This window comes from Bifidobacterium sp. SO4, from assembly GCF_018555355.1.
Lineage (GTDB): Bacteria > Actinomycetota > Actinomycetes > Actinomycetales > Bifidobacteriaceae > Bifidobacterium > Bifidobacterium miconisargentati.
Genome location: NZ_JAFEJP010000021.1, coordinates 16,548 through 39,303 on the forward strand (window position 1 = coordinate 16,548; position 22,756 = coordinate 39,303).

General features: G+C 61.2%; 18 protein-coding genes. 9 read left to right on the forward strand and 9 right to left on the reverse strand.

Annotation, left to right across the window (positions count from 1 at the left end; all coding sequences use genetic code 11):
- Both JS536_RS10985 and JS536_RS10990 read left to right on the forward strand, forming a co-directional pair.
- On the forward strand, window positions 1-1,611 hold the full coding sequence (locus JS536_RS10985; protein ID WP_214356949.1) for an alpha/beta hydrolase: 1,611 nt from the start codon (window positions 1-3) through the stop codon (window positions 1,609-1,611).
- A 261-nt stretch (window positions 1,612-1,872) separates the two neighbouring features.
- Window positions 1,873-2,238: a hypothetical protein gene (locus JS536_RS10990; RefSeq protein WP_214356950.1), complete on the forward strand. Its 366-nt coding sequence runs from the start codon at window positions 1,873-1,875 to the stop codon at window positions 2,236-2,238.
- On the opposite strand, the gene JS536_RS10995 is transcribed toward JS536_RS10990, so the two are convergent.
- From JS536_RS10995 to JS536_RS11010, 4 genes are all read right to left on the reverse strand, one after another.
- The gene (locus JS536_RS10995; protein WP_214356951.1) at window positions 2,224-3,228 is read right to left on the reverse strand and encodes a HAMP domain-containing sensor histidine kinase; all 1,005 of its coding nucleotides are present in this window, start codon (window positions 3,226-3,228) and stop codon (window positions 2,224-2,226) included. The genes JS536_RS10990 and JS536_RS10995 overlap by 15 nt on opposite strands.
- Before the next feature lie 11 nt (window positions 3,229-3,239).
- Window positions 3,240-4,115: a hypothetical protein gene (locus tag JS536_RS11000; RefSeq protein ID WP_214356952.1), complete on the reverse strand. Its 876-nt coding sequence runs from the start codon at window positions 4,113-4,115 to the stop codon at window positions 3,240-3,242.
- Window positions 4,112-5,059 carry an ATP-binding cassette domain-containing protein gene (locus tag JS536_RS11005; protein WP_214356953.1) on the reverse strand — a complete coding sequence of 316 codons (948 nt, stop codon included), beginning with the start codon at window positions 5,057-5,059 and terminating at the stop codon, window positions 4,112-4,114. The genes JS536_RS11000 and JS536_RS11005 overlap by 4 nt, the downstream gene beginning before the upstream one ends.
- A 286-nt stretch (window positions 5,060-5,345) precedes the next feature.
- The gene (locus JS536_RS11010; RefSeq protein WP_214356954.1) at window positions 5,346-6,260 is read right to left on the reverse strand and encodes a response regulator transcription factor; all 915 of its coding nucleotides are present in this window, start codon (window positions 6,258-6,260) and stop codon (window positions 5,346-5,348) included.
- A gap of 84 nt (window positions 6,261-6,344) precedes the next feature.
- On the opposite strand from JS536_RS11010, the gene purB reads away from it, so the two are divergent.
- The 3 genes from purB to JS536_RS11025 all read left to right on the forward strand — a co-directional run bounded on the left by purB (window position 6,345) and on the right by JS536_RS11025 (window position 11,092).
- Window positions 6,345-7,781 (forward strand): adenylosuccinate lyase, encoded by a 1,437-nt coding sequence (gene purB / locus JS536_RS11015; RefSeq protein WP_214356955.1) that lies wholly within the window; start codon window positions 6,345-6,347, stop codon window positions 7,779-7,781.
- Between the two features lie 295 nt (window positions 7,782-8,076).
- Complete coding sequence (locus JS536_RS11020; RefSeq protein ID WP_346427483.1) at window positions 8,077-10,476, forward strand: YbhN family protein; 2,400 nt, start codon at window positions 8,077-8,079, stop codon at window positions 10,474-10,476.
- 334 nt (window positions 10,477-10,810) lie between these two features.
- Complete coding sequence (locus JS536_RS11025; RefSeq protein ID WP_094667237.1) at window positions 10,811-11,092, forward strand: HU family DNA-binding protein; 282 nt, start codon at window positions 10,811-10,813, stop codon at window positions 11,090-11,092.
- A gap of 152 nt (window positions 11,093-11,244) precedes the next feature.
- Here the strand turns inward: JS536_RS11025 and JS536_RS11030 are convergent, their stop codons facing one another.
- From JS536_RS11030 to JS536_RS11045, 4 genes are all read right to left on the reverse strand, one after another.
- Entirely contained in the window at window positions 11,245-11,829 is a 585-nt protein-coding gene (locus JS536_RS11030) for a hypothetical protein (protein ID WP_214356957.1), read from the reverse strand.
- 183 nt (window positions 11,830-12,012) lie between these two features.
- Entirely contained in the window at window positions 12,013-14,511 is a 2,499-nt protein-coding gene (locus JS536_RS11035; RefSeq protein ID WP_214356958.1) for a glycoside hydrolase family 2 TIM barrel-domain containing protein, read from the reverse strand.
- A gap of 198 nt (window positions 14,512-14,709) precedes the next feature.
- Window positions 14,710-15,129, reverse strand: a complete 420-nt coding sequence (locus JS536_RS11040) for a hypothetical protein (protein WP_217625159.1) — start codon at window positions 15,127-15,129, stop codon at window positions 14,710-14,712.
- A gap of 4 nt (window positions 15,130-15,133) precedes the next feature.
- A complete protein-coding gene (locus tag JS536_RS11045; RefSeq protein WP_240544376.1) occupies window positions 15,134-18,190 on the reverse strand; it encodes a glycoside hydrolase family 3 protein in 3,057 nt (1,018 codons plus the stop codon).
- A 225-nt stretch (window positions 18,191-18,415) separates the two neighbouring features.
- Between JS536_RS11045 and JS536_RS11050 the strand changes: the two genes are divergently transcribed.
- The 4 genes from JS536_RS11050 (at window position 18,416) to JS536_RS11065 (ending at window position 22,017) form a co-directional block, all read left to right on the forward strand.
- Window positions 18,416-19,123: a LytTR family DNA-binding domain-containing protein gene (locus JS536_RS11050; RefSeq protein ID WP_214356960.1), complete on the forward strand. Its 708-nt coding sequence runs from the start codon at window positions 18,416-18,418 to the stop codon at window positions 19,121-19,123.
- Between the two features lie 2 nt (window positions 19,124-19,125).
- Window positions 19,126-20,412: an ATP-binding protein gene (locus JS536_RS11055; RefSeq protein WP_214356961.1), complete on the forward strand. Its 1,287-nt coding sequence runs from the start codon at window positions 19,126-19,128 to the stop codon at window positions 20,410-20,412.
- Between the two features lie 73 nt (window positions 20,413-20,485).
- Window positions 20,486-20,725 carry a helix-turn-helix transcriptional regulator gene (locus JS536_RS11060; RefSeq protein WP_214356962.1) on the forward strand — a complete coding sequence of 80 codons (240 nt, stop codon included), beginning with the start codon at window positions 20,486-20,488 and terminating at the stop codon, window positions 20,723-20,725.
- Between the two features lie 5 nt (window positions 20,726-20,730).
- Window positions 20,731-22,017 (forward strand): type II toxin-antitoxin system HipA family toxin, encoded by a 1,287-nt coding sequence (locus tag JS536_RS11065; protein ID WP_214356963.1) that lies wholly within the window; start codon window positions 20,731-20,733, stop codon window positions 22,015-22,017.
- A gap of 117 nt (window positions 22,018-22,134) precedes the next feature.
- Here the strand turns inward: JS536_RS11065 and JS536_RS11070 are convergent.
- The coding region (locus tag JS536_RS11070) for a glycoside hydrolase family 3 N-terminal domain-containing protein (protein ID WP_276310851.1) at window positions 22,135-22,756 on the reverse strand (622 nt) is incomplete at its 5' end.

Here is a 22,756-nt window from a genome sequence, read left to right on the forward strand (position 1 = left end):
ATGAGCAACGATAACGAATACTACTGGCAGGTCGAATCCAAGGTCTACGGAGGCAAGGGCTATTCGACCGCCACCCGCGAGGAGTACACGGCCGTGGCCAAAGCGCTGGATCGAGAGGCCGGCGAATTTGAGAAACTTGCAGCATCTTGGAATGCCGCGAGAGAACAGCTGGATACGCTGCACGGCGACATCTCACAATGTTCGGAGCATTCCGCTTCCATGCCGCCCTACACCGTGCTGAAAGTACGCTGTCAGAATCATGCGGAGACTTGTCTGAAGATCAGTGACGATCTCGCCCGCACATCCCAATTGCTGCTGAAGGTGCTGGGTGTGTATTCGGAGACCGAGCTTTCGGTGAAGCGGTTGTTCAACGAGGCGGTACAGTTCGGCACCACGGCCAACTGGCTGGGAATGACGATGGGAATGGGGACTTTGGCTCTGGGAGGTCTCCTCTTCGGTTTGGTCAAGGAAGGCAAGCTGAATCCCTCGTGGATGTCTACCGCCACGTCACCGTTCCAGGAGGGGTATATGAGCGGCACCGGCGCTATACTCAGCAAACTCTCGCCTCTTACGGGATTATCTACCACCGATGAGGTCAACCAAGGTGCGGGCATTCTTTCCCTGCTCAGCGCTCCACTGAAGAACGCGGTCCAAGGCAATTATCTCAATGTCCGCGAGGTCACGACCGAGGCGGATGTGGTCAGGTCCAGCCAGACGGTGGCCGGAGCATTTGATGGCCTGTATCGACTGGCCAACGAACGGCTCGGGAAGGTCGATCTGAAGAGTGGACTGGGATATGCCACCATCGCCATCCAGCGCTATGAGAAGGAGGACGGCGAATCAGCCTGGCTTGTTACGGTTCCCGGGACCGACGGCCAAACCGATTCCCCGTTCGATTGGGAGCAGAACGCGGAGCTCATGAGTGCGGATCCCGAGCAGCGCAGACAGGCCGATAGCGTCAGATTGGTCATCGAGGCGATGCGACAGGCCGGCATCGGCGAGGACGACGAAGTGGCGATCGTGGGGCATTCGCAAGGCGGCATCGTGGCCGCATCCATCGCCTCAGATTGGCAGGACGAGTTCAACGTCAAGCACATTGTGACCGCGGGTTCCCCGATCGCCAATCATCCCGTACCGGAGGGCACATGGGTCACCAGCGTGGAAATCGAAGATGAACTGGTGGCTGCGCTGGACGGGGCCTCCAATCCAGCCACCCCCAATTGGCTGACCGTCAGCGGTTCCGTCAGTCAAGCCCCGCAGGGTACCGAAAGCGCCATCAACCCCGATGGCTCCTGCAATCCCGGATCCACGCCTATCGCCGGTGTTACTCCGTATGACGCGACGCCGGTGGCGGGAGGCGCCACCTCGGGCAAGGAGATCAGCCACTGGCTGCAATACCATCAGGCGGCCTATCAGGACTCGCTGAACCAGGGCAATCCGGCGGTGCAGCGGCACGAAGCCCATTTCCAGAACGTCATCAAGGGCGAACTCAAGGAAACCCGCTACTTCGAAGGCCGCATGTCCAATGAGCCTCTGGAGCCCACCATCTCACTGGAATCCGGTACCGAACCCACCAAGGACAACAAGATCATCCTGAAATTCGAAGATTAATGTCAATACTACTCTTGACGAAGTTGTCAAGAAAGAACTAGAAACTATAATGACATCAAGAAGAACACTCATCAAATTGCTGCGGCAAGCTGCGAAACAACGAGGCTTACAGTTCTCTCGCGTTCGACAAGGCGGAAATCATGAAATATTCCAACTGGAAGATCTGATGATTCCTATTCCACGGCACAACGAAATAGACAATGCCCTCGCGAAGATTATTTGCGACGAGGCCGCAATCAAATTGGGAAAGGACTGGTACCGATGAAGACGTACGACGTTATTGTTCGGCCCGGAGAGAAGTACTGGGTTCTTGAGGTACCGGGCGTGGGATTCACGCAGGCGCGTACCACCGAGGAGATCGAAGGCATGGCGCGCGACCTCATCGCACTGATGACGCAAGGCTCCGACTTCGACATCGCCGTCAAGACCCAAATTCCCGATTCCGTTCAGCGGCACCTCGATAAGGCCCGGCAACTGCGTGAGCAGGAGGCCGATTGCCGAGCCAAGGCCGCACGTGAGACCCGCACTGCCGCGCAGGAGCTGCATGGCATGGGCCTGGCCTTGCAGCAGATCGGCGATGTCCTCGGTGTCTCCCGCCAGCGCGCCCATCAATTACTCAATACGTGAATCGGGTCTTGGCTCGGGTGCGATGGTGATGGACAGACGAGCGTCCGCGCCATTGTGCTCCTCCGTCTCCACTGCGGCGGATAGACGAAGATGCATGGCGCTCGCCAGGGATTGGGCCACCGCAAGTCCCAAGCCGGAACCGCGCTTGCCGCGCGCATCGTCCGCCTGATAGAAGCGGTCGAACAGTTTGTCGGGATCGATGTCGGTGGCGGCTTGCGCGGCGATGGGATTGGAGAACGTGATCGCATCGCCGCGCTGCGTGATGGCCGGCGCGCCGGTGCCGTGACGCAGCGCATTGGTGACCAGGTTGTCGATGATGCGGCGCAGCGCGGTGGGGTCGGCTTCCAACGTGAACCGATTGTTGTCGAAGTCGAGCGAAGGCTCCCAGCCGCGCTCCTCGAATTCGGGATAATGGCCCACAAGTACTTCGGCGATCAACGGCTGGATTGCGATCGGCTCGATATCAAGCGTCTGGTCGGGGTCATTGGCGCGGGCATAGGCGAACAGCTGGTCGAGCAGACCACGCATGTCATCCAACCGTTGCAAGGCCACTCTCAGATGTCGTTCCCTGTTGACTGCACCGGAATCCGGCATGGCGGTTTCGGCAGTTTCCGTTGCGTCTTCTCGACCGGAGTCCGGCGAGACCGAGTCATATGGCGCATCGGGCTCAAGCAACGCCAATTGGATATGTCCTTGCGCGCCCATCAACGGCGTGCGTACGTCGTGTGCCAGTGACGACAGGTCCCGCTGGAACTCCTGCGTCTTGGCCACTGCGGCGATGCGCTCGGATTGGATCGCATCCAGCTGGCTATTGATCGCCCGTGCCAGTTCACGGCTTGCGGCGTCAGGCAGCTCCACGCCCAGCCGGGCGTTGCTTTCCGCCGGCCGTTCACACAGGAACCGCGCCATCCGCCGCATCTCGCGCCCATACACAGCCGAGCCAATCACGATTCCCGCAATCAGCCCGGCCAGCACTCCAGCAATCCACATGTCAACGATTCTCAGCACACGTCACGACGGCGGTTGACAAGTAGGGCCGCGCCAACGGACAGGATGATCCAACCAGCAAAGCAGATCAGCACGTGCGCCCAGACCGGCATGCCAAGCGACACGCCGCCGGACGTCGTGGCGAACAGGCCGGCGCTGTCGGTGTACAGCTTCGCGTTGTTCGAAGGCAGCCATTGCGCCAGCTGCGTCGCCCACGGCATGTGCACGGCAATCGCCGACAGGACGATGTTCGTCAGCGAACCCATGATGCCCGCGCCGACGAGCACCGCGGCGGCGACGCCGAATGCCTTGCTGCGCACAATCATCGCCAAGGCGACGACGATGAGCACGAACGCGGCCGTTCCCAGTACCTTCAGTCCGCAGAATCCCAGATAGGCGCCGACGCTTTCCGCATGACGGTACCGGATGCCAAGCGCAAGACACGTCAGTTCCAGTGAGACGATGGCCGCAACCGTGTTCCAGGCGGTCAGCAGGAACGACAGCAGCAGTCGGCTGGCATCATAGGCAGTCCGGTCGCGCCGTCCCGCAATCAGGTTCTTGACGAAGCCGGCGTCCCAATCGTCCATGACAACGAGCACGGCGAGTACGGCGATAAACATGGACAACAACGAGCTGCCTCCCAGTCCCGAGCTGGATAGCATCGCGGTATGCGAGTCCATCATGCGGGCGGTTGTCGCCAATCCGGCGGCGGCATTGGCCGTGACCGAAATGCCATCCGCGTCAGTCTGCGCGGCACCAGTGGCGGTGTCGATGAGCATCATCGTGGTGAGCAGGCCGGCGGTCAGCAGGACGGATAGCACGGTGACGACCCAGAATTTGCGTCCGTGAATCAGCCGATATAGGTCGGATCGTAGCAGGTTGAACATCATCGGCTCCCTTCCGTACGGGCGTCTTCCATGAGGGTGACGAAATAGTCTTCCATGTCGTGCGATTTCGTGGACAGTTCAAGAACCGTCTGGTTCGTCTCGTGCAGGATGCGGGAGACCTCGGCAGCGTCGAATCCGCCGAAGATGGTGATCGAACCGTCGGGCTCGGCGGCGAAACGTACCGGGTTGGCGGGGTTCACGGGCAGACGGTCCTCAAGGATGGCGAGCGCGGCCGCGGTGTCGGCGGTGCGCACGGTAAGGCTGTCGCCGCATTCGGCCTGCACCTGTTCGGCGGTCATCTCGCGTACCATGTGGCCGCTCGCGATGACGCCGTAATGGGTGCACATGCGTTCCAGCTGGTCGAGAACATGCGAGCTGACGACGATGGTGATGCCGCGTTGCTGATTGAGCTGCACCAGATAGTTGCGCATGGCCCGTGCGCCCTCCGGGTCGAGTCCGTTGAGCGGTTCGTCGAGCAGCAGGAGATCCGGTCCACCGATCAGGGCGAGCGCCAGTCCGAGCCTTTGTTTCATGCCGAGCGAGAAGCCGCTGGTCTTCTTGCGACCGGTGCCTCCGAGACCAACCTGATCAAGCAGCGCATGGCAGACGGGTTTCGGGTCGGCAACACCGAGGGCGAGCGCCTGGGCCATCATCGTGTCGAAGGCGTTCATGTGCGGCAGCAGGCCGGGGTTTTCGATAAGCGCTCCGACTCGCTGCACGCCGCCGGACCGGCCGGTTGTCAGGTTGGCCGTGTTGCCGAACAGCGCGATCTCGCCGCCGCTCAGCGTCGCGAGTCCTGCGATCATTTTCATGACGGTCGACTTGCCAGCGCCGTTCTTGCCGACGAATCCGTAGATCGCCCCCTGCGGCACGGTCATGTCGAATCCGTCGACCGCGCGTTTGCCGGCATATCGTTTGGCAAGCGAACGTATGCGAATCGCATCCATCGTGCACTCCTTTCACTGTCATCGTGCGTTGATGGGACCTACCGTACGGAATGGTTCTTGCGCAACGCTCGCGCGGCGCTCGCGCAGGTCTTACGAAAATCTTGCGAAAGTGTGACGGCCGGCAGCGCATCGGCCGATGGTTCGGAAATCCTCACTATGTTTGCGTGATTACGAACCGCACGCGAACATAGTGAGGATTAGACCGCATAAACCCTCACTATGTTTGCGCCTGCCCGCTGATTACGCGAACATAATGAGGTTTTGCATGTATCGCACGCCGTCCTGCTTACACGTCGAGCTTGAAACCGAGTCCCCAGACGGTTTTGATGTACATTTCGGTGCCGGAAGGCTTCAGTTTGGCACGAATCTTGCTCACATGCGCGGTGACGGTGTTGTCGTCCACCATATACGGCTCGTTCCAGCACAGCTCGTATACCTGCTGTTTGGTGAAGACCGTGTTGGGATGGGCCATGAGCAGTTCGATGATGCTGAATTCGGTGTTGGTGAGGGGCACTGGCTGCGAGTCGATGGCGAAGACGTGGGCGGCCGGGTCGAGGGTCCACCGGCCGGCGGCGAGGAGGGATGTGCGAACGGCATCTGCGGTTGCGGGGTTGGTCTCTCCCCCAGTCGGCTGCGCCGACAGCCCCCTCGTCAGAGGGGACCGAGGAATACCGGCATTGGATTGAGCCATGCCGCCGCGATCATATCCATGCCCGTAGCCACGGCCACGCAGCTGTGCCTGGACGCGGACCACCAGTTCGTCCAAGTCGAACGGTTTGACCAGGTAATCGTCGGCACCGAGCTTCAGGAGCGTCACACGATCGGCCACGGTGTCCCTCGCGGAGATCACGATGATCGGCACGCCGGCGCCGCGCTCGCGCAGCTCGGCGACCAGTCGTTCCCCGCTGAGACCGGGCAACATGAGATCGGTGACGATGCAATCGTATGCGCACCATTCGTTGCCGACCACGCTGCCCCGCACATCCGCGGAATCGACCGTCCGCGCGTCAGTCACAGTCATCTTTCCGTCCGCCATGCCGCCCCGCGCGCCCGCGGAATCGACCCCGCGATCCAGCAGCAGCCGCGCCTCCGAACCGGAATATGCGGGCGTGCAGGAGAACCCGGCCTTCGTCAGCCGCGTGCAGACCACCTCGTTGATATCCGCGTCGTCCTCGATCACCAGTATTCGCACATTGCCCATAGTCCCCTAAGCGTACAACCACCGGTTCTTGGCGTTTGATGGCGCGACACCACCGGTTCACGGCTGGAAGTACCCTAGGAGATTATGAAGCTTACCGATATTTCCCCCGCAATCGCACTGACCCCGCTTGACGGCCGTTACCACAACGCCACCGCCCCGCTCGTGGAATACCTGAGCGAGCCCGCCCTGAACCGCGAGCGCATGCGCGTCGAGGTCGAGTGGATGATCCTTCTGGCCAACGGCTTCGAGGGCAACGGCAACCAGCCCGTCGTGGATGGCGTCAAGCCGTTCACCGAGGAGGAGAAGGCCTTCCTGCGTGCCATCCCCGAGGATTTCGGCGCCGAGGGCATCGCCGCGCACGCCGCGCATGAGGCCGTGACCCATCACGACGTGAAGGCCGTGGAGTACTACATCGACGACCAGATCGACAAGGCCCCGGCCGAGCTCACGAACATCAACGACGCCCTGAAGACCCTGGTGCACTTCGCCTGCACCTCCGAGGACATCAACAACCTGTCCATCGCCCGTTGCGTGAAGAACGCCATGGAGAACGTCTGGACCCCGGCGTTCAAGGAGATCATCGACCACCTCGCCGAAAAGGCCGAGGAATACAAGGACAAGGCGCTGCTCTCCCTCACCCACGGCCAGCCGGCCACGCCGACCACGCTCGGCAAGGAGCTCGCCGTCTACGTCTACCGCCTGAACCGTCAGCTCAAGCACATCGAGAACCAGGAGTACCTGGGCAAGATCAACGGCGCCACCGGCACGTTCGGCGCCCACCTGGCCGCCTGCCCGGACGTCGACTGGATCGCCGTCTCCCGCGAGTTCGTCACCAACCGCATGGGCCTGACCTGGAACCCGCTGACCACGCAGATCGAATCCCACGACTGGCAGGCTGAGCTGTACTCGACCGTCTCCCACGCCAACCGCATCATGCACAACCTGTGCGTGGACGTGTGGATGTACATCTCCCGTGGCGTGTTCGCCCAGGTGCCGGTCAAGGGCGCCACCGGCTCCTCCACCATGCCGCACAAGGTGAACCCGATCCGCTTCGAGAACGCCGAGGCGAACTTCGAGCTCTCCTGCTCGCTGCTGGACACCCTGTCCGCCACGCTGGTGGAGTCCCGTTGGCAGCGCGATCTGACCGATTCGACCACCCAGCGCAACATCGGCTCCGCGCTCGGCTACTCCCAGCTGGCCCTGTACAACCTGATGGGCGGACTGAAGTCCATCCACCCGAACGACCATGTGATCTCCCGCGAGCTGGACGAGAACTGGGAGGTGCTCGGCGAGCCCATCCAGACCGCCATGCGCGCCTGCGAGCTGCGCGGCCTGCCGGGCATGGACAAGCCGTATGAGAAGGTCAAGGAGCTCATGCGCGGCCACGAGATCAACAAGGAACAGGTCGAGGCTTTCATCGACCAGCAGTCCTTCGATCCTGAGACCGCGGCGCGCCTCAAGGCCCTGACCCCGGCCACGTACACCGGTGTGGCCTCGAAGCTCGTCGCTTTCGACCGCTGACGATAGCGTAGCCTTCAGGCGCGAGTCCGTGCGGTGATTCCCGCGGGGCTCGCGCCTTTCGTCTTTTCCGGGCCGTCCTTCCCCGGCCGATCCGGCTCCCCGACCATCCAGTTCACGAATTTCATCCAGTGCAAGGCAGGTGCGACAGCAACCCATGGCCAGTGATCAGCAGTCCCAAGTGAACGAACAGACACAGAACCAGCAGGACGAGCAGGACAAACCGCAGGACCCAACGCGGGGCCGGCAACAGGATTCCAAGCAGGGCGAACAGGACGGCACTTCCACCGGTCCCGTCATCGAGGATGTGGCGCCGCGCCGCACGCGCGATTTCGCCGATCTGACGCGCGCCGGGCTTTCCCTGCTCATGGCTGCGGTGGTCATGGTGTTCGCCGTATATCTGGGCGGCATGACCCGTGGCATGGAGTCGGACGCGCATACCGCGGCCCGTGCCATCAACTGGCTGGCCGATATCCCCTCCACCGTGCTCACCCAACTGTCCACCATCGTGATCGTGGTGATGGTGTTGGGCCAGTTGCTGCTTACGCGCGCCTGGCTGGAGGCGGCGGTCTCCGCGCTGACCATGTTCGCCGGATACGGCACGGTCTGGGGCATTTCCCTGCTCATCAGCGGCCTCAACGACCGCACCCTGCCCGTGGCGCTGATCTCCGCCACCACCACGTTCGGTTCCGGCCTGTTGCCGGACATCTACGCCGGCATGGCCGCCTTCCTGACCGTGGCCGGGCCACGGCGCATCCGCTCCAGCGTGAAATGGAGCTGGAACATCCTCTACATCACGGCGGCGGTGATGGTGATGCTCTCCTGGCATTCGGTCACCGGCATGCTGATATCGCTGGCGGCGGGACGCACGGTGGGCATGTTCATCCGCTTCCTCATGGGTACGCAGAACACCGGCGTGTGGGGCGCCGACCTGGTGACCGCGCTCAAGGGCATCGGACTGGACACGGCCTCGCTCATCCGTCATCAGGAGCCGGCGCTCGCCGGCCATGGCTCGCTGGCAGCCACCCTGGACGACGACCTCGCCGAAGGCTCGCGCATCTACGATCTGGAGACCACGAACGGCCGCCGCTTCATCGTTTCCGTCATCGACGCGCAGACCCATACGGCCGGCTATCTCAAGCAGTTGTGGGACTGGGCGCGATTCACCAGCGTGTCCATCAGGCGCGACCGGTCCGTGCGCGAGGCCGTGCAGCATCATCTCGCCATGCTGCTGGGCCTGCACAACATCAAGCTGCCGGCCCCCGCCCCCTACGGCATCGCCGATACGGACGAGTCGGCCATCCTCGTGCTGGACGCGCACACCATCGAACTGCCGGCCAACCTGCGCACCCTCACTAAGGCGGACGCGGTGGCGTACATGCGCTATCTTTCGGTGGCGAACCGCCGCGGATACACGCATCGGCGCATCACCCCGGACACGCTGGCCCGTCTGGACGACGGCACCGCGGTCATCGCCGGATGGCTCAACGGCGACAACGCCTCCGCCCCGGCCAACATCGCGCTGGACAAGGTGCAGCTGCTGGTGCTGTTCGCGGCGCTCATCGGCGTGGACGACGCGATCGCCGCCGCCCGCGAGGCATGGGGCGACGCGGTGCTGGTGACCTTGGTGCCGTTCATCCAGAAGGTGGCCGTCCCCTCCCCCACTCGCGCGCTGGACACGTGGGACAAGCAGCTGCTGGCCTCGTTGCGCGGCGGCATCAATGCGCTGATTGACGAGGAGGTGGCCGAACAACCCGAACAGGTGACGCTGGCACGCTTCTCCTGGCGCTCGATGATCACCATGCTGCTGGTCATCGTGGCCGTGGTGGTGGTCTTCACCCAGCTCAAGCCCGAGGAGATCATCGCCGCGATCACCAACGCCAACCCGGTGATGGCGCTGGTGGTGGTGGCCTTCGGCGTGTGCGGCTGGATCGGCTCCTCGATTTCGCTGGGCGCGCTGATGGATGCGGACCGACGGGACAATACGGGCGTGTTCATGAGCCAGGTGGCCGGCGGCTTCGCCACGGTGTCCATGCCGGCGGGCGTGGGCCCCTCCTTCGTGAACCTGCAGTTCCTACGCAAGTCCGGCTATCGCAACACCCAGGCCAGCGCCATCATGAGCGCCGCGCTCGTGGTCTACTACGCCGTGTACTTCGCGATTCTGGTGCTCATCGGCCTGTTCACCGGCCGCAACATGTTCACCGGCGCGATTCCGACGAACACGCTCGTCATCGTGCTGGGCGCGGTGGTGGCCGTGGTGAGCGTGGCGATGATGATCCCGCCGCTGCGCCATTGGGTGACCGGGCGTCTGATGCCGTTGGCCAAGACCTACATCAACCAGCTGCTGGACGTGCTCTCGCAACCACGCGAGCTCACGGTGAGCTGTCTGGGCGCCCTGTTCCAGAACGTGACCACCGGTCTGGCGTTCTGGGCGGCATTGCAGGCCTTCGGCTACTCGTCGAATCCCATCGAGACCACGTTCGTGTTCATGCTGGCCTACGCCCTTGGTTCGGCGGTGCCCACGCCGGGTGGCCTGGGCGGCGTGGAGGCCGCGCTGACCTTCGCGTTCGTGGCGGTGGGTGTGCCGCAGGGCGTGGCGCTGTCCGCCACGCTGCTGCATCGCGTGGTGTTCTACTGGCTCAGGGTGCCGCTGGGTGCGGCCGCCATGAAGTGGCTGGACCAGCGCAATCTGGTGTGATTGACCGAGATGGAGGCGGAAGATGCGACTGCCAGTGCCGCACCCTGGTGCGGCGGCCCAGCATGACGTTCCATTACGATGGCGGAACCCTTGATTTTGTGCCAAAAACCGGCAAATCGTCAACAAATCCCCACCTCATCGAGCCTCGCATCGGGCCGTACCGTGGTTCATCTTCCGTTTACCGGTCGAATCGCGCTCATTTCGGGCCGATTTCACGGAAAAAAGATGTGAAAAGCCTTATAAAATGCGGGTTTAGGCAGGTGCATGCGCTATCATCATGTGATGAACGCGGACAAGCGGCAGTGCTTGTCCCCTGACCCAAGAAGGATGCTTTATGGCATACAACAAGTCTGATCTCGTCTCGAAGATCGCCCAGAAGTCCAACCTGACCAAGGCCCAGGCCGAGGCTGCCGTTAACGCCTTCCAGGACGTGTTCGTCGAGGCTCTGAAGTCCGGCGAGGGCCTGAAGCTCACTGGTCTCTTCTCCGCTGAGCGCGTCAAGCGCGCCGCTCGCACCGGCCGCAACCCGCGCACCGGCGAGACCATCAACATCCCGGCTTCCTACGGCGTGCGCATCTCCGCCGGCTCCCTGCTGAAGAAGGCCGTCACCGAGTGACCCTTCGCTCATAGTGAGCGTTAACGAGACGAAAAGGACCCCGACCATGACGGTTGGGGTCCTTTTGTATGGGCGCCCTCCCCGACTTTCCCGGTCAGAGAAAACCGTCGCACCGTGCGACTGGGGAGTAGTTCCGCAACAGCAGATACCGACTACTTGCCTTCGGGGAAGATGATCTTGTAGATCGGGAAGTAGATGACCATCTGCACGCCGCCGTTGACCACGGTGATGAGGATGTTGTACACGGCCGGCGGCACCAGCCCCTTGAGCAGCGGTACGTACAGGCCCATCAGGAAGCTGCACACGATGGTGATGAGAACGAACGCCACCACGTACCAGGCGATCTGGAACCACACGTTGCCGTGTGACTTGAACGTGATGTTGCGCTGCATCGGAAAGTTCACGCACTGCGCCACGAACAGGGTGATGGCGAACGCGGCGAAGTATCCCATGCCGCCGGTGGCGTCGCCGGTGACTGGATAGTCGAACACGTATGTGTCCACCGGGCCGAGCGAGAGATGGATGAGCTGCGCGGGGATGTTGCACCAGTTGGTGAACCGGTAGAACAGGCCGGGCAGGAAGGTGAGCATGGCGTATTGCAGCACGGTCACGAACAATGAGAATGCGTAGAACATCACGAACTGAGCGACGAGTTTGTGCTTGGCGGAAAAGCGCTGCCACCATGCGGCAAGCGGGCTTGTGGATTGCGGTTGCGTTGCGGTTTCGGTCTGGGACATGGCTGGATTCCTTAACTGTTGGAGTGGGGCGCGATGAGCTCCCCTCAGTCTCGCTTCGTTCGACAGCTCCCCTCAGAGAGGGGAGCCATAAACGCACAAATCCGGCTCCCCTCTCTGAGGGGAGCTGTCACCGCAGGTGACTGAGGGGAGCAACGCACGGCGACGAGGGATTCACCGTGCGCATTAAGCGACGGGGATGGTGAGGATGGCGGTGTGGGCGCCATCGGTGACGGTCAGGGTGACGACGTCGCCGGATACCGCGGTTTCGGGGGCCTGCACCACGGCGAGCGCTTCTCCGTAGTACGTGCCGGTTTCGCCGATTACGAAGCTGCCCTTGTTGCAGGGTGCCGCACAACCGAAGCCGAGCAGGGCACCACCGTTGACGGACGCGCGCAATGTGCCTCGTTCGAGGGGTTTGGTGATGCCGTGTTCGTCCGCATACCGCACGCGCACGAAGGCGAGACGGCCCGGCGCGACCGTCACCGGCTTGTTGACGGCGGACAAATCAGCGCAATCGCCATCGGCATGGCCAGCGGCACCGGCCCATTCGGCCTCGGCGACCAGCTCGGTGCGTTCGGAGGCGCTGGTGAGCGACCTGCGACCGATTTCACGGCCGCCGGCATCGTAGGAGACCGCTTCGATGACGCCCGGTTGCCAGGTGACGGTGAATCGCGCGAGGCAATCGTTCCTGAGTTCCTTGCGACCGACTTCCCTGCCGTTGATGAGCAGCGCCACCGATGCCGCGCGAGCGTACACCTCGACGTTGGCATTGGCACCGTCGCAGCCGTTCCAGCTCCACGAGTCACGGGCGCCGGTCATCTTCCATGCGCTGGGCGAATGCTTGTGATCGGTGTGGTTGACCGGATTGACGGCGATGTACGGGCCGGGCTCCGCTTCCAGCGCCACGCGCGTGTACAACGCCTCGCCGAGCGGCTTGCCGGTCAGATCGAGACGGCCGGATCCGGAGGTGAGCCAGCCGTATTCGATGTTGAGGCTTGCGTAATCCTCGTATTCCCAAGCCCCGATGCCGGTTTCGCCAAGGTAGTCCATACCGGCCCAGACGAAGTCGCCGATGAGCCGGGGATTGCCCTTGACGAATTCGCGGAATTTGTAGGCGTCGTTGCAGAAGGTCTCCGAGCCGAGGATGAGACGGTCCGGATATTTCTTAAGGTCATGAGCGTAGCGCTTGATGCCGTAGTTGTAGCCGGCGATGTCCATCCGGGCGAAGGCATCGCGCGTGGCCCAGTCGCACATGGGCATGGTGGCCATGGTCTTCATGAACCCGGCGCCGAGCAGGCCGGCCAGACGATTGAAGAACTCGCTGCCCACGGCCTTGTGCTTGTCCTCCAATTCGCCGGCGGCACGGCGTTTTTCGGCGGCCGCGGCCTCCTTGGCGGCCTTCTTGTCCGAGTACTGGCCCACGCCGATGGACGTGAGGAAGTTGAAGAAGATGTTGATGCCGCAGGTCACCGGTCGGGTCGGGTCGAGCCCGTGCAGGAACTCGGTCATCTCGCCGGCGAGCGCGATGCCGCGTTTCTGGGCGGTCTCCCCCACCTCGTTGCCGGTGGAGTACAGAACGACGCTCGGATGGTTGCGGTCCTTCAGAACCATGTCCGTCAGGTCGGCCTTCCACCATTGGTCGAAGTAGTCCACGTAGTCGTGTTGGGTTTTGTGGATGTACCAGTGGTCAATGTATTCGTCCATGACGAGCACGCCGAGCCGGTCGGCCGCGTCGAGCAGGGCCTTGGAGCAGGGGTTGTGGGCGGAGCGGATGGCGTTGTAGCCGTTGGCTTTCATCAGGGCGATCTTGCGTTCCTCAGCGTCCGCGTAGGCGCAGGCGCCGAGCACGCCGTTGTCGTGGTGGATGCAGGCGCCCTGGAGAATGACGCGCTTGCCGTTGATGGTGAAGCCGTCGGAACCCCAGGCGAGTTCGCGGATGCCGAAGGTGATGTCCGTTTCGTCGGTGACGGCCGGGTCGGCGGCGGAGGCGTAGGTGATGTGAGCGGTGTACAGGTTCGGCTCGTCCGGCGACCACAGGCGGGCGTTGGGAATCTCGAGGGTGACGACGGCCTTGCCTTCACTGGTGGAGGTCGTTGGCGGGAGCCCGTCGACGGCAATGGAAATCGTGCCGGGTGCGGTGGTCTCGACGGTGAATTCGACTTGCGCGGGCTTGGTGCCGTCCGGCGAGCCGATGGATGCGGTACGCACGGACACGCCGTTGAGGGCGATATGGCTGTGTGGTGCGGTCCATAGCGTGATCGGACGGTAGATGCCGGCACCGGAGTACCAGCGGGAGTTGGGCTGGTCGGCGTTGCGCGCGATGACCCGGATCTCGTTCTCCCGGCCGATGACGAGACGGTCGGTCACGTCCACGGTGAAGTTCGTGTATCCGTAGGGGCGGAACATGGCCTTTTCGCCGTTGATCCAGATCTCGGCGTTGTGGTACACGCCCTCGAATTCGAGGATCATCGTCTGGCCGGCGAGTTCGGGACCGGGAGTGAACCGGCGCACGTACTCGTAGTCGCGGCCTTCGAACCATCCGGAGTTGAGGCCGCTGGCGGCGAGCGGGGTGCGCGGTTCGCTGAGCATCGCGTCATGCGGGAGCGTCACCGGGGTGAACGCTTCGTCCGAGGCGTTCAGGTGGCGGTAGGACCAGTCGTGGTTGAATTCGATGGCGTGCATGGGGGCTTTCGTTTCTTTGGGATGTAGGGGAAAGTTGGAGTGAGTGGGGCCGGAGTGGTGGTGGACTCCCCTCAGTCAGCTTCGATGACGGCTCCCCCTCAACGAGGGGAGCCAGAAGTCAGGACAGGCTCCCTCTCTGGGAGGGAGCTGGCCACGAAGCGGACTGAGGGAAGCAGCCGAGGGATAGCTTGTAGCCGGTCAGGCCTTGCGCTTACGCATGAAGGCGGAGACGATCAGCGCAAGCAGGGTGATGGCGATGAGCACGCAGACCTTGGCGATCCACGGCATCATGCTCAAGTCACCGAACATCGTCAAGTTGAAGAAGTAACCGACGAGTGTGTACACGCTGTCAATCACGAACCGGCACAGGGCGACCATGCATACGGCCGGGGCGAAGGCGGCGATCCAGTCATTGTCCACGAACAGGGTGATCACTTGGGCCGCCACCACAAGCAGTAGCGGAATGACGATCCATAGGCTGGTGCCATCGCCCGAGGCATTGCCATACATGAAGTAGACGATCAGCGAAGCAATGGCTGCCAATCCACCGACCAGCCCGATATAGAATCCGACCGTCCGGTTGGAGAAGATGCCGGCGAATGCGTTGTTCTTGGTCATGATGTCATTCTCCTGACTGAGTGTTCTGGACGATTACCGAGACGTTCTTGCGGCGGGAGGTCAGACCCAGCATGACCGCGCAGCCCACCGTGAGCAGACCGAATACGCCGTCAACGCCATACAGCGCGTACTGCCACCACGGGATGATCCTGACGACCTTGGAATTGGCGTCCAATCCGTTCATCAGGATGGAGTGGGCAAGGGTGTAATGCTTGTACTTCACGGCTTCGCGGAGCTTGCCGTACAGGTATCCGTCATCGTTGTTCTTGATGGCCTGCAACACGCCGGCAGCCGAGGTGTCACCGAAGTCTAGGCAGTACATATTCGTGCCTGCCGCCAGCGACGAGGCGAAGTGCATCTTATAGCTGCCACCCGCGATGCCATCGGTGATCTGCAGGCCCTTGAAGCCCCATTCCTTGCGGATGACCTGGGTCACCAGGGCTTCGTCGGAGGAAGCCCAGACGACGCCCAGACGGTTGAAGGAGTGCATGAGCGCCAGCGTGCGATCGTTGGTGAGCACGCCTTCCTCGGCCTTCAGTGCGCCTTCGCGGAATGCCTGTTCGTTGAAGAACACGTTCAGGCCTTCGCGGTAGAGCTCCTGATCGTTGCCGGCAAGGTGCTTGATACCCGGGGCCACGCCCTTTGCCTGGATGGCGGTCAGCTCGGCGATCGCGTCCAGATAGATCATGGTGGAATCCTCGGAATAGTACTCGCCGTTACGGCCGCCGAACGGGGTGCGGTGCATGTTGCCGCCGCCGGCCCAGAACATCGGCATCTTGCAGTAGAGCGCCTCTTCGCCCTGCAGCTCGCCACGACGCTGCATGCGCTCGTAGTTCCAGCTGCTGGCCTCCACAATCGTGGAAGGATACAGCGTGACCTCACGGGTGTCGCCATATTCCTTGGCGTAGGTGTTCGCGCCGATGGACGCGGTGCCGTCGCCGGACACGAAGGACGGCAGACCCACGGAGTCCAGCGCCTTGCCGCCAAACAGATCTGGCAGCTGGTTGACCATCTCCTCCAGCGTCATCTGATCAAGGTACTTGTTCCAGGTGTCATCGTCGTCGAAAGCGACGTCCTTCATCTTGGCGAAAGTCAGACCGTTATCGGCTCCCTGCGTGTAATCGCTGACGGACTTGGCATCATCGGCCTTCTTGTACAGGTCGCCCTTGAGCAGCTCGATCATCTCGTCGGTGGCGGTCATCTGGACCGGTTCGGTGGGGAACGTGCCCTTCCAGTCGGAACGGGTCAGATAGGTGACCGCGTCCTTCTGCCAGTAGTTGGCGTCGGCGTCCTCGAACTGGTTGGTGACCTCCTCGCCGGTATCGGAGTACTTGTAGGTGTCCGTGTCGATCTTGTCGTAGGACCAGTGATAGGTCTTGGCGGCGTCGCCATCCACGGCATTGCCGTCGATGTCGGTCATGCCGGCGGCACCCTTGGCGGCGAGCACGTTGTTGAGCACGTTGTTGAGCGCGTCGTGGGCGTTGTCGCCGATGGCGAAGTAGTAGTCGCCCGCGGAGAGGATGTAACCCTTGGCCTTGGTGTAGTCGTAGCTGGCGAGGAGGTAACGGTTCACTGTGATCTTGACGGTTTCGGACGCACCCGGAGCGAGCTCCTTGGTCTTGCCCTGGCCGGCGAGCTGGATGGCGGACTTCTCCACCAGGTTCTTGCGCTCGTAGTCGCCGTACGGGGTTTGCGCGTACAGCTCGACCACGGACTGTCCGGCCACGTCACCGGTGTTGGTCACCTTTACCTCGGCGGTGAACAGGTCCTTGTCCTCGTCGTAGGTCACGCCGGTGAGCTCCTGATCGAACGTGGTGTAGCTCAGGCCGTAACCGAACGGGTAGCTCACCTCGTTCTCGTACTTCCAGGAGGAGGCGTCATTGGTGGCGCCGACTCCACTGGAAGCGCCGGAGGACGGGTCGATTATCGTGTCCTCGTAGCGGGTCTCATAGTACTTGTAGCCCACGTAGATGCCTTCGGCCTGAACCGCGACGTTCTGTACGTTGATGTCCTTATCCGTCACGCTGGAAACGACCTGATCCTTGTTGGTCCACTGCGTGATGTTCTGGCTGTTGGTATGCGCGGCGGGAGAGGACAGGGAGCTTACCGCGTAGGTGTCGACCAGACGACCGGACGGGTTGGCCTTGCCGGTCAGCAGGTTGGCCACGCCCTCAAAACCGCGGTTGCCGGGGTTGCCGATCCACAGGCAGGCGTCCACACCGTAGTCGTCCAGCCATTCGACTTCCATCGGGTAGGCGCTGTTGAGCAGCACGATGATCTTGGAGAACTTGCCGGAATCCTTGATCATCTGCAGCAGGTCCTTTTCGTCCTGGTGCAGGCTCAGAGAGCTGATGCCTTCCGGATCCTCCATCATCATCTCGGTGTCCTCGCCGCCTTCACGGGCGAGCATCACGATGGCGGCATCGTTGTAGTCGTTCTGCCAGCTGGACTTGAGGTCGTTGGTGTAGAAGGACGCGGGTTCCTCGCCGAGCACCGGTTCGGGCAGCTGCTTGCCGGGCGTGCGGGGATCTCCTGAGATCTGCAGGTTGTTGCTGGCCACACGGGTGGTGTCGCTCTTGGCATACGCCTGATACAGCGTGTCATTGATCTTGAATCCCGCGGATTCCAGCGCTTCCTTGAGATCGATGGTGATGTCCGGGTTCTCGGCTGCGGCGCTGTTGGCGCCACCCGGATCGTAGACCGGCTGAACCACGGCATGACCGAAGAGTGTCACGCGGCCGGCCTTCATCGGCAGAGCGTCGTTTTCGTTGCGCAGCAGCACCGAACCTTCCTCCTGCGAGGTCACCGCTTCGGCATAGGCGTCCTTAATGAGCTTCTGCAGGTTCTCGGCGTTGAGCTCGCCGTACGAACTCTTGTAGTACTCGGTGTCAGCGCTGCTCGTGCCATCGGACACGATCTTCGTGGATGACGTACCCAGCTGGGAATTGATGGTTCCGGTATAGGTCAGTGCCGTTTGCGTGCCGCACACGCCGAACACCAGCAACGTTGCCGCCACCGACGTGAGGCCGCGCCACAGCAGTCTCGACTGTCCCTTCATCATGGCTCCTTTGTCCTTCATGATCCTGTTGTTCCGTCTCGCCTGCAGTGCGGGGCGGTCGTTTTGCAACATCAATGTCATGGTTCATGATGCCGGAGCGGCACCGGCGACAACCGGACGTTGGCGTAACCTGTCGTCACTGCGGTCATAACCTGCGCATGCGGCCGGCCCGAATCGCACAGGCGTTTTCTATAATCGAAGCTACGTAAGGGAGAACGGGAAACGTCCATGACCAAAGTCGCGATAATCGATGATGAGGAACGCGAGCGGGAGACGCTGAGCGATGCGTTCCGCCGGCTGTCCGGCGAACTCGGCGTACCGATAGAACCGATCGCGTTCGATTCGCCGACCACCTTTCTTGCCGACTACGACTATTCCTATGACCTGATCTGCATGGACATCGACATGCCCGAGCAGGACGGCGTATCCGCAGCCCATCGACTGCGTGAACTGGACGCCGACGTGCCGCTGGTGTTCGTGACGAACATGGCGCAGATGGCGATCCGCGGGTACGAGGTGCGGGCGCTGGACTTCATCCTGAAGCCGGTCAACTACTATTCGCTGTCCATGAAGATGCGCTCCATTCTGACGTTGATCGGCAACAGACGCACACGCAATCTGGTGTTTCCCACGGCGGACGGTTTCATGTCCGTCAAGTCGGACGAACTGCATTATGTGGAGGTTCGCGGGCATTACCTGTTCTTCCATACGGCACAGGGGTTGCTCCGTCAGCGAGGCTCCATGCGTGAGTGGGAGGAAAAGCTGGAAGGGCTGTCGTTTGCACGCTGCAACAACTGCTATCTGGTCAACATGGAGCAGGTGTCTTCGGTCAGTGGCGACGAGGTGCGCGTGGCCGACGACTGGCTCAAGATGAGCCGTCCGAAGAAGAAGGCGTTCCTGGAAGCGCTGGCGGATTACATGGGAGGGGTGAATTGAACATGATTCTCGCGCCGTGGGACCGGATATCCTATATCGTGCAGCTCATCATCGCCTGTGGCATCTTCATGACGCACGTACGGAAAAGGAGCGGATTCGCCTGGCGATTCAGCGGATGCACGATCGCTCTCATCGCGCTTGTTTATGGGGCCGGCGAATTCATCACCTTGCCTTCCGGCGAGGCGTGGGAAGTGCTGTATTGGGCCACATTCGGCATCATCTGCGTACCGTTGGTCGCATGCTGTATGAAAGGCACATTCATTGAGGCGGTCTATTGCACGATATGCGCCAACGCCATGCAGCATGCGGCGTACGAGTGCTTCATGGTGTATCGGGTGCTCACCGAAGGCGTTGGCACCGGAAGTGGCATGAGTCTCGCCAACGGCGTTGTCATCGTACTCATCTACACCACCGTATATGCCGGGTTCTATATGGCATTCGCCCGTACGATACCAGAGAACGGACATTATCGGACGTCCCTCAATGATCTGTTCCCCATGGCCTGCATCCTGCTGTTCATCTGGGTATTGAGCGTGCTTGAGCATGATTCGAGCACCATGCGTGACGTGTTCTACCACATCAGCGACGCGCTGTGCTGCTACTACATCATGTGGGCGCAGCTCAACGGCCACGCCAAGATGCGGCTGCAGGAGGAGCTGGACAGCGTCAAGTACACGTTGATGCAGCAGGAGAAGCAGTACCGGCTCACGCAGGAGACCATCGACATCATCAATCGCAAATGCCACGATCTGAAGCATCAGATCCGGGCGTTACGTGAGATGCGGGAGAGTCCGGAACGCGATGAGTACTTCAACGAGGCCGAGCAGGCCATCATGATCTACGACACGGCGGTCAAGACGGGCAACCGCGCGCTGGACATCGTGCTCATGGAGAAAGGGCTGTTCTGCCAGTCGCACGGCATCCAGCTCACCTGCATGGCGGACGGCACGGCACTGGATTTCATGCGCATGGAGGACATCTACGCGCTGTTCGGCAATGCGATGGACAACGCCATTCGCGCGGTCAGCGAGCTCAAGGACCCCGCCAAGCGCGTCATTAACGTCATCATCCGCGGGCAGGGCGATCTGGTGATGATTCAGGTGCAGAACTACCATCAGGGCCGGCTGCGGTTCCGGGCCGGACTGCCGGTCACCACCCAGCGGGACAAGGCACGGCACGGGTTCGGCATGAAGAGCATGCTGCACACCGCCGAGCAATACGGAGGCACCCTGAGCGTGAGTGACGACGCCGGCATCTTCTCGCTGCAGGTGCTGCTGCCGAAGCGGTAGTGCAATATTCTGCACATCACACCAGAAGCGCAATATATTGCACAGTATATGTGCTGTGTGATATATTTTTCACATGTTGGTGATGACTAGCGGCGGCTATGCGCAATTGCTCAAGGATGAACGGCAACGGCAAGGTATCAGCCAGACCGAAATGGCCGAAAAGCTTGGCGTATCCCGGCGCTGGCTGATCGAATTCGAGCATGGCAGAGTACCTAATCCGGGCTTCGCCACTATTCTCAGCATGCTTTCCGCACTGGGTTTGTCACTGGATGTGCGCAAAACGCCTCACCCCACCGACCCATATGAATGGTGACCCTGATGAGCGACGATGTTCTGTATGCGTTTCTTGGCGAAACTCCAGTCGGCGTATTTCTCAAAGATCCCAACGGCGTAGTGCACTTCCGATATAACGACGAATACCGGTGGACGGTCGACCCCACGCCGATATCGCTATCCATGCCGCTCATCCAGAACGAGCACATCGGCAAGGCTCCGGAGAATTTCCTTGAAGCCCTTGTGCCGGAATCTCCCCAAGCACGAGAGGAAGCGGCTCGTCTGCATCATGCTCGCTCGACCGTCGCATTCGACCTCCTGCAATCCATCGGTTTCGATGCCACCGGCGCTCTTCGACTATCCACAACACCGCAGCTGCCGGTTGAAAACGACTCACTCTTCCCCATCAGCGACGCTGAAATCGCCACCCGCCTTCGGACCGCCGCACCCACCGGCCTGCAACCGGCTACGGCAACGGAGCATTGGTCCGTTGCCGGGCAGCAAGGCAAGATCGCTCTCAGACTACACCATGGTTCTTGGTACGTCACGAATGGCATCGCCCGCACCACGCACATTATCAAGCCCGGCATCACCACGCTTCCTCTGCAGGCATTCGACGAGCACCTCACCATGCGTATCGCCGCGGCCCTGGGACTGCATGTAGCCAATACCGAATTCCGATTGTTCGACGGCGTCCCCGCCATCATCAGCGAGCGGTACGATCGCCGAATCGCCGATGACGGACGGGTACAGGCGCTGCATCAGGAAGACTTCACCCAAGCACTCGGGCTTCCGGCCTCGTTGAAATACGAGGAGCATAATGGCCCTACTTCGGAAGCGTACGCGGCAATGCTTCGCACACATGGACTACCCGGTCAGGCAGAAAGCAATATCAGAGCTTTCATTGATGGAATCCTGGTAAGTTATCTGCTCGGAGCCACGGACAGTCATGCGAAAAACTACTCGCTGCTGCTCGATGGGGAATCCGTACGACTTGCGCCACTCTACGACCTTGCTTCCATATTCCCCTATCTCGGACATGGCAGGCTTGCCGCCAGCGTGACACTGGCGATGAACATCGGAGGCCGGCGAAACCTGCTGCAGCTCAGACGCAAGCATTTGGAACGATTCGCCGACCGAATGGATATGGACGGGAACCAAATCATCCGCCGATTCGCAACCTTGGTGCGACTGCTCCCCGACGCATTCGAATCCGCGGTTCAATCCAATCACGACACCATTGCGCTGATTGGGGCGCAACAGTTCATCGAGGACTACCGCAAACGCATCACCATGACCTACGACGACGCTGCAAGCTGGTTGGATTGGTGATTACTCGTTCATCACAGTACATAGCGCGAACGGTTGTGGCCGGGATGGGTGTCCGGAGGAGACGCCCATCCCGGCCACAACCGGAGGAAGAGGAAGAGACTCAGTTAAGAAATCGCACTACTGAACGGTAGTTACCTCCTTGGCCGCGACGTTCCTTGGCTTGCGAGTTCTTTGGACGATGGCAAACAAGCTGATTGCCACCAACAGCATCCATTCAACAGTAAGCCCCGCAATATATCCACGCCAGTTTACCGGCGTGATACCAACAAGGGTGCCACTCGCATAGGTATACAGACTATTGTGCGCTGCACGTTGCAAATAATAGATATCTGCGTCAGTCTTAGCCCGAACAACATGCGTGCCTCCGAGCCAAGCATCACAGCCCGCCCGCAACGCGGCATTGACACCAGCGGAAGCTCCGCCTTCATCCATATCTGTTAGAACTTTGCCACGGAAGCCCCATTCATTACGCAATACCTCAGTCAGCAATCCTTCATGAGCTCCTGCATACATGTCACCAATGAAGTTCATGCTATTCATCACGGCTGTCGCCTTACCGTATTTCACACATTCTTCAAATGGGCGCAAATATATTTCACGAATAGCTTGCTCGGGGCTGCGGACGTTTTCTTGGAGACCGAACGGAAAGATTTTCGTATGTTCAGTCTTGAGGAACGAGAGCGTGCGGTGGAGTTGTATTTCACCACGCCGATGACGACGGCCCAGGTGGTGGAGCATC

Coding starts and splice junctions, on each gene's coding strand:
- JS536_RS11025 (WP_094667237.1), top strand. CDS start 10,811: ATGGCATACAACAAGTCTGATCTCGTCTCGAAGATCGCCCAGAAGTCC.
- JS536_RS10995 (WP_214356951.1), bottom strand. CDS start 3,228: ATGTGGATTGCTGGAGTGCTGGCCGGGCTGATTGCGGGAATCGTGATT.
- JS536_RS10985 (WP_214356949.1), top strand. CDS start 1: ATGAGCAACGATAACGAATACTACTGGCAGGTCGAATCCAAGGTCTAC.
- JS536_RS11055 (WP_214356961.1), top strand. CDS start 19,126: ATGATTCTCGCGCCGTGGGACCGGATATCCTATATCGTGCAGCTCATC.
- purB (WP_214356955.1), top strand. CDS start 6,345: ATGAAGCTTACCGATATTTCCCCCGCAATCGCACTGACCCCGCTTGAC.
- JS536_RS11000 (WP_214356952.1), bottom strand. CDS start 4,115: ATGATGTTCAACCTGCTACGATCCGACCTATATCGGCTGATTCACGGA.
- JS536_RS11030 (WP_214356957.1), bottom strand. CDS start 11,829: ATGTCCCAGACCGAAACCGCAACGCAACCGCAATCCACAAGCCCGCTT.
- JS536_RS11040 (WP_217625159.1), bottom strand. CDS start 15,129: ATGACCAAGAACAACGCATTCGCCGGCATCTTCTCCAACCGGACGGTC.
- JS536_RS11050 (WP_214356960.1), top strand. CDS start 18,416: ATGACCAAAGTCGCGATAATCGATGATGAGGAACGCGAGCGGGAGACG.
- JS536_RS10990 (WP_214356950.1), top strand. CDS start 1,873: ATGAAGACGTACGACGTTATTGTTCGGCCCGGAGAGAAGTACTGGGTT.
- JS536_RS11010 (WP_214356954.1), bottom strand. CDS start 6,260: ATGGGCAATGTGCGAATACTGGTGATCGAGGACGACGCGGATATCAAC.
- JS536_RS11045 (WP_240544376.1), bottom strand. CDS start 18,190: ATGATGAAGGGACAGTCGAGACTGCTGTGGCGCGGCCTCACGTCGGTG.
- JS536_RS11035 (WP_214356958.1), bottom strand. CDS start 14,511: ATGCACGCCATCGAATTCAACCACGACTGGTCCTACCGCCACCTGAAC.
- JS536_RS11060 (WP_214356962.1), top strand. CDS start 20,486: ATGTTGGTGATGACTAGCGGCGGCTATGCGCAATTGCTCAAGGATGAA.
- JS536_RS11005 (WP_214356953.1), bottom strand. CDS start 5,059: ATGGATGCGATTCGCATACGTTCGCTTGCCAAACGATATGCCGGCAAA.
- JS536_RS11065 (WP_214356963.1), top strand. CDS start 20,731: ATGAGCGACGATGTTCTGTATGCGTTTCTTGGCGAAACTCCAGTCGGC.